At 47.7% G+C, this 13,080-nt stretch carries 12 protein-coding genes; 5 read left to right on the top strand and 7 right to left on the bottom strand.

The features are described from left to right. Positions 1–56: 56 nt before the first annotated feature. The 3 genes from ELR70_RS02355 to ELR70_RS02345 all read right to left on the bottom strand — a co-directional run bounded on the left by ELR70_RS02355 (position 57) and on the right by ELR70_RS02345 (position 1,780). Positions 57–446 (bottom strand): disulfide bond formation protein B, encoded by a 390-nt coding sequence (locus tag ELR70_RS02355; RefSeq protein ID WP_054016387.1) that lies wholly within the window; start codon positions 444–446, stop codon positions 57–59. A 187-nt stretch (positions 447–633) separates the two neighbouring features. Beyond that, positions 634–1,236 carry a hypothetical protein gene (locus tag ELR70_RS02350; RefSeq protein ID WP_054016388.1) on the bottom strand — a complete coding sequence of 201 codons (603 nt, stop codon included), beginning with the start codon at positions 1,234–1,236 and terminating at the stop codon, positions 634–636. A 121-nt stretch (positions 1,237–1,357) separates the two neighbouring features. After that, on the bottom strand, positions 1,358–1,780 hold the full coding sequence (locus tag ELR70_RS02345) for a VOC family protein (RefSeq protein ID WP_054016389.1): 423 nt from the start codon (positions 1,778–1,780) through the stop codon (positions 1,358–1,360). A gap of 325 nt (positions 1,781–2,105) precedes the next feature. Between ELR70_RS02345 and ELR70_RS02335 the strand changes: the two genes are divergently transcribed. The 3 genes from ELR70_RS02335 (at position 2,106) to ELR70_RS02325 (ending at position 6,591) form a co-directional block, all read left to right on the top strand. Beyond that, on the top strand, positions 2,106–3,452 hold the full coding sequence (locus ELR70_RS02335; RefSeq protein WP_054016390.1) for an amidohydrolase family protein: 1,347 nt from the start codon (positions 2,106–2,108) through the stop codon (positions 3,450–3,452). A gap of 53 nt (positions 3,453–3,505) precedes the next feature. Then, positions 3,506–4,309: a hypothetical protein gene (locus tag ELR70_RS02330; RefSeq protein ID WP_054016391.1), complete on the top strand. Its 804-nt coding sequence runs from the start codon at positions 3,506–3,508 to the stop codon at positions 4,307–4,309. 161 nt (positions 4,310–4,470) lie between these two features. Then, the gene (locus ELR70_RS02325; protein ID WP_054016392.1) at positions 4,471–6,591 is read left to right on the top strand and encodes a TonB-dependent receptor; all 2,121 of its coding nucleotides are present in this window, start codon (positions 4,471–4,473) and stop codon (positions 6,589–6,591) included. 60 nt (positions 6,592–6,651) lie between these two features. Here the strand turns inward: ELR70_RS02325 and ELR70_RS02320 are convergent, their stop codons facing one another. Then, positions 6,652–7,116, bottom strand: a complete 465-nt coding sequence (locus tag ELR70_RS02320; protein WP_235577121.1) for a nuclear transport factor 2 family protein — start codon at positions 7,114–7,116, stop codon at positions 6,652–6,654. A 60-nt stretch (positions 7,117–7,176) separates the two neighbouring features. After that, positions 7,177–7,467 (bottom strand): hypothetical protein, encoded by a 291-nt coding sequence (locus ELR70_RS02315; RefSeq protein ID WP_054016394.1) that lies wholly within the window; start codon positions 7,465–7,467, stop codon positions 7,177–7,179. Between the two features lie 409 nt (positions 7,468–7,876). Between ELR70_RS02315 and ELR70_RS02310 the strand changes: the two genes are divergently transcribed. Then, entirely contained in the window at positions 7,877–8,242 is a 366-nt protein-coding gene (locus ELR70_RS02310) for a rod shape-determining protein MreB (RefSeq protein ID WP_128064436.1), read from the top strand. Then, a complete protein-coding gene (locus ELR70_RS02305) occupies positions 8,239–8,472 on the top strand; it encodes a hypothetical protein (RefSeq protein WP_128064435.1) in 234 nt (77 codons plus the stop codon). The genes ELR70_RS02310 and ELR70_RS02305 overlap by 4 nt, the downstream gene beginning before the upstream one ends. An 865-nt stretch (positions 8,473–9,337) precedes the next feature. Here ELR70_RS02305 and ELR70_RS02300 read toward each other — a convergent pair. Continuing rightward, positions 9,338–11,002, bottom strand: a complete 1,665-nt coding sequence (locus ELR70_RS02300) for a hypothetical protein (RefSeq protein ID WP_054016396.1) — start codon at positions 11,000–11,002, stop codon at positions 9,338–9,340. A gap of 65 nt (positions 11,003–11,067) precedes the next feature. Further along, positions 11,068–12,945, bottom strand: a complete 1,878-nt coding sequence (locus ELR70_RS02295) for an alkaline phosphatase PhoX (protein ID WP_054016397.1) — start codon at positions 12,943–12,945, stop codon at positions 11,068–11,070. Between the last annotated feature and the right edge of the window lie 135 nt (positions 12,946–13,080).

The following is a 13,080-nucleotide window of genomic DNA, read 5'->3' as shown; positions in this document are numbered from 1 at the left end:
GAGCACAATGCTTCGGGCTGTATTGTTTGGTTTTGCGTATAGCCTAAATTGGCCGCTTATTTTTTCTGTGTGGTGGCCAGCCAGACCAAACCTATGATTGCCGTCATCGCCAAGCCCGACAGCAAGAAGGGATCAATGATCAGGGTCTCATTAAATTCAAACTTACCAGCTGAAATCTTTTTCCAGCCCATAAAATGCTGATTCGCAGCAACAACCGCTCCAAAGAAACCAAATACCAGTGCGGCATATTTACCTACCCAATGACGCCCAGCCCCAGTAAACAAAATTAAGCCAAGCAGGCCAATGACTGTGCGTTGCACGCGACAATAAGGACAAACATAAACAGCTCCCATTAACTCAACCGTCCAGGCAAGAACGGATATCCCAATAGCAGCAAGGCCCAGCCACTTAGCATGGCGGGTATAGGTTTCTAACTCAAATAACATCTATTTACCTTTCTTAATCAACAAGCTGAGTACACCACAATCTTTGCTGGCGACAGCTCGCACATCACAATTAAGATATACTATCACATATTCACAATGAGAATAAGTAATACTATTAAGGAATAAAAAAGCAATCAGATCGACAGGTTATGTGGCCGAGCGGCCACGTTAAAAAATCAAAACAAGGCTATTGCTGACGCTCTCGCAAGGTGAGCAGGGCAACGATAAACACCAAAGCAAGCACATCGATGTGAACAGCATTCTCTGCAAGCGCCTCTGCATGCCCCGTAACACGCACAGTCGAAGAGAGCAAAATGCCAAAAGACAATTTGAACTCTGTTAGCCAGGTAAAACCAATTTGGATACCTCCCAGCCCGGTATATTTATAGTTAAGTACCCCAAAAGAGAAGCTGACAACCTGTAATCCCTGATTCAATATGGATAGCCAGTACCACCTTACCTGCTCACTGATGACGGTATAACCCGCCGCTGCACTGAGCATGATAAAGGGCAGACTAATGAGTGACCACCCCGACTCAAAGAGGCCAACTATCAGGCCAACCGTCATCACCAGCGCAGCCAGTAACTGCATATAGCCTATGACCTTCACCCGCATTTCAGCACTGTGAAATGACGCTTTCACCTGCTGTTGTTCGTACGAGCTTGTATTTTCCTGTCGGGCGCTGATCTCTGCCATCAGAGCCGGGTAATTTTCCGAATCGGCGCTTATATGCTGCCGAGCTTCCATAAGCTCTTCCAGAGTATACTGAGCGTAATCCACTTTTATCATTGTTATATGACTCCAAAAGATATGACACTGGATAAGTGCTTGAGTGTACTCTATTTATAAAAACTCATCAGTAAGTATCGTTTGCAGATCCTATATCCACTTTGTTGCATGGCTATTGAAACTAGCAGCACCTGCGAGACATCGGGTGGTCATCGCAGTACTGGATCAGATCCCATAAATTCCCATACAAGTCCTCAAATACGGCCACCGTGCCATAGTCTTGTGTCGCGGGCTCTCGCACAAACTGAATCCCCTCAGCTTTCATCGCTTCATAGTCCCGCCAAAAATCGTCAGTGCTTAAAAACAAAAACACACGACCGCCCGCCTGGTCGCCCACAAAGCGTTTTTGTTCTGGTTTAGAGGCTTTTGCAAGTAATAAAGCAACTCCCTGAGAATTAGGCGGTGCCACCACTACCCAGCGCTTATCTTGCTCCGCCTGATAGGTATCTTCTATTAACTCAAACTTAAGTTTACCGACATAAAAGTCGAGCGCTTCGTCGTAGTCGTTGACCACCAGCGCGATGTGCGCAATGTTCTGTTTCATAGTGACCCTTGAGTTTATTTGTGAGGCTGGAACCTCTTAGTCATGCCCTGGCTCTTCGGTGCGACCAATCTATACCCCAATTGTTCGAAAAATACTGGGTCATCGGCAACCATGGAGACATAAGAGCCGGGCGACGAAAATAAATCTTACAATATCACAATAAGTTTTATTGAACCTGCTCTGGCGCCTTCTTAAGCGGCGTCAACCCCCTTTACATTGCGTAACCCTGCCTATTTAACGTTGCACGGTATCTGCTAAATAGGCACACTATGACGCTGGATATAACACTAATAAAAAACACTTTTTCAGCTCAAGGATCCAGATAATGAAAACAATAGTTACAAAGCTGACAGCCATACTCAGTGGTGCCATGCTCATGCTCTCGACAACACAATTTAGCTATGCAGCTGATAACCCAATCTCTTCTCCAGATACACTGCTGCTCACTCAGGTTCAGATAGTCGATACCGAAAAACAAAAGATCCGCCGTGGTGCCGTGCTTATTGAGCAAGGCAAGATAGCCGCTGAATACGCCGTACCTCCAGCCAACTTTAAAGGTCAAATACTCAATCTGAACAACCGTTGGTTAATCCCGGGACTGATCGACATGCATGTTCATGCTTTTGGCAATCGGGCTCCCCATGCTAAATCAGATTTTGCCGGTACTGAAAAGATCTCCCAACGTGTACTTTATACCGGAGTAACTGGGTTTGTAGACTTATTTGGCCATGAGCAAAGCCAGATAGCTGCAAGACAAAAACAAAGAACAGGTGCGTTTTTGGGTGCCGATATCTACAGCAGTTTATCTTGTCTGACCGCGCCAAAAGGCCATTGCACAGAATACGGCCTGGAAACACGCACTATGTCGACCCCCGAAGAAGCCGTAGTTCAAGTGCAAAGCCTGGCCAAAGCCAAACCCGACGTTATTAAAGTGGTATATCAACCCAGTGACGACCAGCCCTCAATTGATAAAGCGACCTTTTCTGCCATTGTCCAGCAAAGCAACCAGTTGGGGATCAAAACCATTGTCCACCTTAAAACCTGGCAGGAGGTCAGTGATGCCATAGAGGTAGGGGCAAGTGCTTTTACACACATTCCCGGTACACCCATCCCGGCAGGGTTGGCAGATAAAATAGCCAAAACAAAGATGGTGGTGATCCCAACTATGACAGTTCACACAGACTTGACGGATTTTCTGTTCGACAAGACCGTACTTGCTTCCGAACTGGTTCAGGCTATGACGACTCCCGACATTATCGCAGGTTACCAAAGCGAACAAACTATGAAGAAGTGGGGCGACCGGGAGGCCAAGTGGCGCAAACTCGACGACCAGAGAACAGCCAACCTGGCTGCGTTAGTGAAGGCCGGTGTAACCGTTTTAGCAGGCACAGACGCCGGTAACTACGGCACTATTCAGGGTTACTCTGTACACAGAGAAATACTGAAATTCACTCAGGCAGGTATGACAAACTGGCAAGCACTGGCAGCAGCAACAACAAAAGCGGGGACTTTCTTGGGTATAGATAACACACTGCAAACCGGCGCTCAGGCAAGCTTTGTGGTCCTGGATGCCTCACCGATAGAAGATATTCAGAACACCCAAAAAATCCACACAGTGATCCATCAGGGCCAGGTGGTCGACAGAGCCCTGGTGCTTAAAAACGGATTTTAATCTCGGGTGCCGCCTTCATAAAGCGGCACCTTTCATCAACAGGGACCCTTTTAATGCACCGTCTATATATTGGCCTGCTGACAGGCCTTTGTCTTTTTATTTGTACGCTGTACCTTTACCCAAAAGAACAGAATAAAACCGAGAATACCAAAGTTGCAGCCCCCATTATCGAACACGTTCAGCACCGGGGCCTGACGAATACAATTGTCAGCACGACACGCCAACAACCCGAGCAGGTGCAGACCGAGTCAGCCGAGGCACTATTCAAACAAGCCATGCAAATACGCCAGTGTCGCAACGTACCGCGTAGCGACGAAGCGTTCAATCAATGGTTCGAAGAGGCATTATCTCGCAATGAAGTGCACGAGATAATCGATACCATGAAAACCAGATATGAAGGCTGTCTGAGCAACACCAACCGTGATGAAAACTATGTAGAGAAGCTAATAAACGCAGCCAAAATGGGCTCTGACAAAGCAGCCGATACACTATGGCTACTCGCGCCGACGGAAATACACCAGGCGCTGCGTTTGCGTACACTCACCAGAGATGAACAGGTTGCTCGTATGCAAGCATTCACGGCACAGAAATATCAGGTGACCGAACAAGCCGCAATACTGGGTGGGGAGAAAGCGACCTTACAGTTGATCCGTGGCTATCAGTATCTGGACCCTGACACCGGCGGACAAAACTATATTCAGGCACTTGCATACAGCCATTACTTTTTGCAAACCCGCCAGGACAGTGAGGTGTATGGTCGTGTTGAGTGGACCAGGCAATATCTGGAGCAGCGTATGACACTCGATGAAATTACTCAGGCACAGCAACTGGCCAGTGAGTTACAGCATCGCGAATAAGCTCATTGAACCATACAAGTGAATATCATGTGGCAGGACTTGGTTTACTCCGCCAGGCAAAGATCGATAATAAAAACATCACCATATACTGACCGCATAATTTGTACATTTTTCCATGGCAGGATTATCATCCAGCTCCCTGAACGAAAAATGAGGTCTTCATGAAACCCGGTTTGACTGTTTCTGCGTTAACGTTAGCCTTGCTACAGGCATACTCAGCACAGGTTGCTGCTGATACAGTAGGTATCGACCAGATAGAAAAAATCACGGTTACATCAACCCGTACAGCCAAAGCCAATACCGATCTGGCCCTGAGTGTCGGTCAGGTATCCGAGCAAACCATTGCTGACGACAATGCGCAGCATATCTCCGAGTCACTGCAAACGATACCGGGCGTTTTGATCAATCAACTATCGGGTGGACAAGGACACAACGCCGCCGTGCGCATGCCCATTAACTTTGACGGCTACACTTTGTATTTACAGGATAATATCCCGCTGCAATCGGCTGCCTTTTATACCCATAATGCGCTGTGGTGGACCAGCAGTAACATTGGTCTGTCACGCCTCGAAGTCCTTCGTGGTGCAGGAACTAGCTTGCATGGCGCAGGCGCGGTAGCAGCCACGGTCAATGTATTGTCGAAGCCGGTTTCAGCAGATAAAAATTCTCTGGGCCTGACACTTGGGGAGCATGGCTATTCACGTATAAATGGCAGCACCACCTGGCTGGATGACAATCTGGGTGGCTTGCGCGTATCAGCGGCCTATCTGGAAAATGACGGCTGGCGAGAGCATAACGCCGTTGAAAAAACCGAGCTGGATGTACGCCATGAATATCAGCTGGACGACAAACAAAGCCTGACGACCTCGCTGATTGCCTCATCGCTTGATCAGCAGATCCTGACCACACTCAGCATAGAGCAATTTGAACAGGATCCCTCTCAGTCAGGCCTGCCTGACGAGGTGATCGGATTGGATCCGCGCAGAACCACGGATTATATACGCCTTAGTACTGAATATCTGTATGAGGATAAAAACCTGAGTGTGTCACTTATTCCTTATGCGCGTCATCGCACGTTGGAACACCTCGCTACCTGGCAGCCCAATTTCCCGGTAGAAGAAACGGAAGTCACCACATTCGGCCTGTTGGCACTGGCAAGCTGGTCCCACCAAAACAGTGCCGAAACAACACTGGGCGTCGATTTAGAACATACTTCCGGAGATACCTATTCGTTTCAGCCCACCACCCGAACCACCAATGGGCGTGGAGCGGCAACTTACCCACAAGGGCATGTATTCTACGACGACACCACCACCTTCAAGAGCGTGTCACCTTACATCCAGCATATCGGCTATTTTAGCGATGCACTCAGTTATACGCTGGGTGCACGCTTTGACCACAGTCAATACGAATTTGATAATGCACTGCCGAAATACAAAGACGATGGCTTTGGCAATCGCTCTATCGATTCCCGTAAGGATACCTTCAGCCACCTCAGCCCTAAGCTGAGCCTGAACTATCTGCTTAACGAGCAGTCGAGTCTATATGCACGCTTTGCCAACGCGATGCGATTACCCACAGCACCTGAGATGTACCACCTTAAAAGCCGCCAAAGTAGTGCACAGCTGGGGAGTCTGAAAGAAGAAACGTCCGATACCTATGAGCTGGGCTACAAGGCCAACCTGGATGCGCTGTCGATTGAACTGGCATATTATTTAATGGATGTGGACGATGCCATTGTTACGGCATTCAGCGACCTGGGCGCCTCTTACCGGGTCAATGCATCCAGTGTCAGACATAAAGGCTTTGAGCTTGGCCTGAATTACCAGTTTAACCGCGCATTTTCTGCCGCGCTGGCCTACAGCCAGTCTGATCATGAATTCCGTCATTACATTCGTGATGAAGGACGGGTTCACCGCGAGACGGGCGAGTCGATGGAGCAGGATTTGTCGGGTAACAGCCTGCACATGGCACCGGAGTATGTTGCCAACTTCAGGCTTAACTACACTAGTCAGACCATTAAGGGACTCAGACTAACTGCGGAAGCCAAAAGCATCGGTGATTACTACCTGAGCGTTGAAAATACCGATACTTACTCGGGTTATACGGTGTTTAACCTCAAGGCCAACTACCGGCTCAATAAGCGTGTAAAGCTTCACGCCCGGATAGCCAACCTCACCGACAAAACCTATGCACTGCAAAACGAGGAGCGCTTTGGCCGAACCCGTATCCAACCCGGCATGCCACGTACAGCGTATGTCGGGATCAGCTATGATTTTTAATTATCTGACGTAATAAACATACGACAGGCGTATCCGTCATCACGGATACGCCGCTTATCACTACCACAGCTCCCTTATCAGGCTGATTTTGCCTTCTTTAAAACCAAATACGGCCAGCATCGGCTCTTGCTGTTGCCAGCTGCCATCAGCCTGGTTGAAACCATAAGCATACTCTACAGCAACGTGATTTTTACCCGGAATAGTTCGTAATACCCGGATCTCACGATTGGTTGCACTATCGTAACGGCCACTTTCAAGGTTGCGTAAAAATGCGCGTCGCCAGGCGGGTTTATCAAAATTTGCCTGATATTCAATATGCTCGTACTTAACCTCATCGTGCATAAGGTTAATCAGGGCATCAATATCCGCAACGGTAGAGCCTTTATAAGAGACTGTATCCAATGCATCAAAATACTGGTTTACTTTGCTCAGCTGACAATTGGTTGCGCAGTCAGCTTTCGCCTGGGCTCCCAGAGAAAGCAAGCTTAAAAAGGCACAAGCCATTATTTTTCTTGTTATTTTCATCCTATTCCCTTCATTTATCGAGGACATCATGAGTGTCTGGTTTACTTATTCAATCCAGAGCTAATCACCATTGTTCGATTGTTCATAGCCGTCAGTTATCGATGGCTCAGTGCCCTGCTGTTCACCGTATACTTGCTTAGCGATACTTAAGCCAGCCAGATAGCCAATACTGGCACCACCAACCCCAAATCCAAGCAGCCAGATCAGAGCGCTTTCAGTATCAGCCATACTGGCAAACAGTACCAGGTAATACAGTCCTGTAGACAACAAGCCGATAACCAACGCCAAGATAAGCGGGAGTCGTTCAGCCCAAATAAACATCATCATTTTTATGTTTTTCTTTGTTTGCATATGACACTCCTGTAGCTACTTATCATATCGACTTCCGCAAATACCTTAGCATGTGAATACTTGGCTTCTCATCGAACCAACGCCTTCTGTTGTATTAACTTATGACAGACTGGCGAGCCTGATTGGCTAAACCTTCGTTCTAACCATATGAAAAGAAAAAAATTAACAGTCTGCTATTTTAAGCTTTATTGTTTCAGTCATTCATCATTGTTTACATTTTTAGTGGAGGTTAGGTTATATAAACCTCTTTTGGGCTCGTATGGATGTAGTATTTTTTTCCTTTTATCAACACGATACATAAGCACTCATTTAAAAAGGCAACTCTGGTGATCAGCTGTTCACTCAAAGCCCAACCCATAAAACCTGTTTTGATGGTAATATAGAAGCCCTGCTTTAAAAGGGTTTCAATATGTTGAAGTGGATTCAAAAAAAGTTTGCGCCTGTTTTATATGTGCAAATTTGGGAAGACAAGTTAAAAGTCACAGATATAAAAACGAAGCAAACTTACGAGGATGTCCCCTTACTGGCATTACAATCAACAAAATCAGGCAAAAAAGTGATTGCAGCCATTGGTAAAGAGGCAAATGAGCTCACGTCACCTGACATTCAGGTCATTAACCCATTTTCTCATCCCAGGCTGTTATTTTCCGACTTCCATGTTGGAGAAAAAATATTACAACATGCGTTTTCCACATTCTACAAAGGTAAATTTCTGAAACTGACTCCGAAAACAGTTATACACCCAATGGAAAAAACAGAAGGGGGCTTACTATGATTGAAGTCAGGGCATTCAGAGAAGTAGCACTTGGAGCTGGCTCTGCCGATAGCAAAATTCATGTCGGATGCCCTTTATCAATTGCCCAGTTTGACTTTGACCAGGTTGAAGACATTGGTGGCATTAACCCCTCTCAAGCGAGGCTTAAAAGCAGCGATGATATCGGGTTATGGCCATTACTGTGGGTTGCTCTATTTATCCTGGCCGCAGTGTATTTAGGGTTACACTGAACAGGATGAATAATTCAGTCATTAAACTTTATACTCAGCCTGCTAACGATGGAGAACAACCTGATTGACAACTTATCTGTGCAACAATCACTCATTTTTGCTGAGCAGCGGATCTGGCGTATTCAATTTCCAAGTTATTGCTAAATTCGAGTTGCATGATAATAGATCCCATGTCGTGTACAGGGTGTCGACATTCAGACAGGTGAATTACAGGAAAGAGTACACTGTAAGTCCAGCTAAAACGGCTCATTTCACCTTGCGCAAAGAACGCGCTAGAGCACGACTTTGCACGACACACCCAGGAAAAGCGCTAAGTGAGCGGGGGCGCCGAGTCTGCGACGATTATCAATCGTCGTTCTCATAAGGTACGAGTGGCAATACGTCCATGTGGAGGGCTCCCGGCTCGGCGTCCATGCCTCGCGTTCACAATATTCGATGATAATTAATCATCGGTCGCTTAAGGTACGAGTGGATATACGTCCCTGTAGAGGGCTTCCGGCTTTTCATCCATGAAAAGCGCTAAGTGAGCGGGGGCGCCGAGTCTGCGACGATTATCAATCGTCGTTCTCATAAGGTACGAGTGGCAATACGTCCATGTGGAGGGCTCCCGGCTCGGCGTCCATGCCTCGCGTTCACAATATTCGATGATAATTAATCATCGGTCGCGTAAGGTACGAGTGGCAATACGTCCCTGTAGGGGGCTTCCGGCTTTTCATCCATGAAAAGCGCTAAGTGAGCGGGGGCGCCGAGTCTGCGACGATTATCAATCGTCGTTCTCATAACGTACGAGTGGCAATACGTCCCTGTAGGGGGCTCCCGGCTTTTCATCCATGAAAAGCGTTCGCAGTGCTGCGATGATAATTAATCATCGGTCGCTGCTCACCCAATCAAGTTGCATGTCCCATTGGTGTTGGTTTTCCTTTTTTAACGGGGCCTGGGAGTCGTCTACTTGTTGCAGTACGTTGCTTGCCTCTACCAATGTTGCGTCGCGGCCGAACAGGTAGCTTTGCTCCTCCACAATGGTTTTGTAGGCTTTGTTGAGTGCCAGCGCCCGTTCTTTTGATGGGGTGATCAGCTCGTACAGGTTATCTGCTGACTCGACTTTTTCTTTGTCTACCGTGCCGTCTGCTTTAAACCACTTTTGCAGCATTTCGCGGTTCTGGCGGAACTCGTCGCCACCGCCAACGCGGTTCATATAAGTCAGGAATTCCCCCAAAGTTTCACCTTTGTTGGGGACATCTTTCATTTCTTTGAGGTTGATATAGCCCCAGCCGCGTGCGCCTTCTACTTTGCGAGCAAATGAGAAGGTCTGGTCGTAGGTTGAGCCTATGGTTTTGTGACAGCCATTACAAAACGCAAGCTCCTGCTTATGCTGTGGTCTCAGGTTACCTTGCTTGTCCTCTATATAGCCATTAATGGTCCAGCCAAAGGTGTTGTTGATACCCTGATCGCCCAGATACAGGGTTTGCGGCAGATTTTCGAATGCTTTCTCTTTTTCTTCACGGTGATATGAAGAATTCAGTGACTGGCGGGTCTTAAACCTATGCTTTTTCATGTAGCGTACTTCTTTCATACGCGGCGCGTTGTAAATACCACCATGTTCGTCTACACCAATGTAACGTACTGTATGCAGGAACTCAGTTTCCTGGGGGTAGAGCATATGCGCCAACGCATCTGTGGCATCCCCCACATAATGTGACTGCCTCGTTATCTCGCTGATTTTGGTGAGCTGATTGTCGCCATTTAAATCCTGGCCAATGCGTTGTTCCGAGATTGTGGGTGTTGAGATCTTATCTAAGCCTTTTAATGCCAGCTCAACCAGACTCAGGTTTGCCAGGTACACGTCCTGATTGTATACGCCACCTTTTGAGCGAAACGCTTCGGGCAAACGGATCATCACATCGCCCGTGGAACCGTTGGTGGGCCAAAACGTCGATGGGAAGGGTTTGTAGTTAAACGCCACCCAGCCACTGCCATCTTTGGCAAAACCCATTTCATCAAAGGCTTTTTCCGGGTAGGCCAGGTTTTCCAACGGGGTGATCTCACCTTGCCATTGCTTATCTTGTTTCAGCTTTTCTATAAACGGGGTGTAATTATCCTGATTGATCCATTCCATGATCTCTTTATCTGGCACACCTGCAATCAAATCTGTCCTGTCCACAAAGAGGTTTTTCCAGTGGTTTTTCAGGCCTAAGTCAGAGAATTCATACACGCCCTGCAAATGGCCATCGCGCATCGCGTTGGGTCTTTCCGGCTCCTGCTGATAAGTCTGATGGCAGGCATAACAGGGGTTATTCACGCCATCGGTTTTGGTGTAACACTGAGGTGGGATCACAGACTCAGGGTTATAGACCTCATCGTGCTCCAGGTAAGCGGTTGCCGGAATGTCATCACCGGGTTTGTAAGGTGCAACTTTATGCGCTGACTGCGAGGCGATTAGCTCGGCAGCTTGATTATGATGTTGTGCTTCTTCGCAGCCGGTCAGTGCCAGGCCAGTAACTACCGCCAGGCCGATTACTTGGTATTTCATTTTTATGACGTCCATTTTTGGATAAAAAAATGCGGTGCCACGAACGGGCACCGCGAGTCTTACACTTACTTAGAGTTAGGATCGTACAACCACAGGGTGTTGTTTTCCTGGATACCGTCTTCACCAATGATGATGCGGCCGTCCTGCATAACAATCACGTTATCAGGCTGAGACAGTTGATTGACGTCACATTGTTCTGCATCAGTCAGGCTAGAGCGGAATGTGCCACCCATCACTACTGGCTCAATGCGAGTCAGGTTGTAGTTATTATCGATGTGGGCACGGTAAACACCACCACAATCAAGAACACGTTTCGACAACTGAACATCACCCTTTCCATCAGTCATCGTATTGTCGATATCAGCAACACCGATATACATATAAGCCTGCTCAACCACTTCGCCCGGTACCCTGTCCTGACCTGTCACCGCTTCGACTACACGGTCGTAGTTGATGCTGATCCCTTCCAGCTTACGCCATTCTGCCGTTGCGCCTAACTGCTTGGCCGCCTGGCGAGACTCAAGGAATGCGGCACGGTTATCCATTGGCTTACCCGCTGTAACCAGACCACCACCTTCAGCAAGCGTTGGGTAGGTTGCCTTACCTTCTGCCCAGGCTTTTACGTCAGCCACAGACAGGTAGCTTGTCTGACCTTCAACAAAGTCTTCAGTATTGATTTCATCGTACTCGGCAATCCAGGCTTCAATTTCAGCATTGGTGCCTGATGCAATTTCAACCCAGGTCACATCAAAGCCTGTCACCGCCGGATCGTTCAGGCCCTTGTCCTGAGTCAGCTTCGCGCCATACAGCGTACCTGAACTCAGATCTTTAGGTTGATCTGCAATAAACTTAAACAGTACGCCACCGGTATCATCCTGAGAAGAGTACACAGTGCGCTCATCCGGCATAACTACTGAGTTTTCGTGCTCGTAACGGCCAATGGTGAAGTGCTTCACAATATCTGGCGTATCGGAAAGCGGATTTTGCACTTCAGCAATATAACCATAGCGATATGGGTTAGGGAACTCAGGTGCAACCAGCTCTTTCATTCTGTTGATGCTGGTAAAGGCCGGATCATTCCAGTTAGCATGTTGAGTAGTGTCAACGTCAGATCTTACAATCCATTCTTCAGACGTTAACGGCGTGCCCCAAGGTGATACAGAACCAAAACAGTTTGCCGCGGTGCCTTTAACGGCATCAAAATTGAGCATCATGGCTTCTTCGATGCTCCATTTACCCGTGTCGCTCTTGCTCATTTTAAGGCGGCTCATACCACCCGGGTAAGCTTCCCAGTTAGTAAATAAATAACCTGTATTTTCATCGTCAGCACTTGGAACAAAGCCATTGAAGTCCGGACTGTCGTTTTCAAGGATTTTGTCACCTGAGGTGATACCGTAGTGCACACCTAAGCCACCGGCCAAGCCTTTTTCACCCAAGTCAGCATACACATCACCAGTCTGGCCCAGGATCTGATATTGACCAATCGCAGTCACAACCGTTTGCCTCTCAAGATCTGTCACTGGAACAGGTGAGCTCACAATATTGCGTGGCAATTCGTTGAAGTTAACACCCGTTAGTACACCCACAGTGCCGCCGTTATAAGGGCGCTGATTACCATCTACCAATGTATTCGCATCGCTCGGGTGCTGTACATTGAAGAACAGATCGCCTTGCTCGCTCAGGAACAAACCTGTGACCTCAGCGCCAGCTGGCACTGTGGCAATACGGATCAGGCCTGAACCACCGTTTTGGCCATCAGTACCGTTAGCGCCATCATTACCTTTAGCGGCACTCGCACCATCTTTGCCATTTGTACCGTTAGTGCCTTGCTCACCCTGAACACCTTGCTCGCCCTGAGGGCCTTGTTTACCATCGTCACCATCACAGGCGGATAATGCCACTGTGACGGCAGCGGCGATCAACGAATATGCTATGCGCTTCATTAGTTACTCCGAGTTAGTTGCTACGATTGCTACAGTTATTGTTATAAAGCGCACAATAGGTTGGGCCGAACCGGTTACAGACACATTTCTTAAATATTAATATTTTCAGTCATTTATAAGTCAAAGATAAGACAG

Source organism: Pseudoalteromonas sp. R3 (genome assembly GCF_004014715.1).
Taxonomy (GTDB): domain Bacteria; phylum Pseudomonadota; class Gammaproteobacteria; order Enterobacterales; family Alteromonadaceae; genus Pseudoalteromonas.
This window is presented reverse-complemented; position numbering and strand designations above follow the sequence as displayed.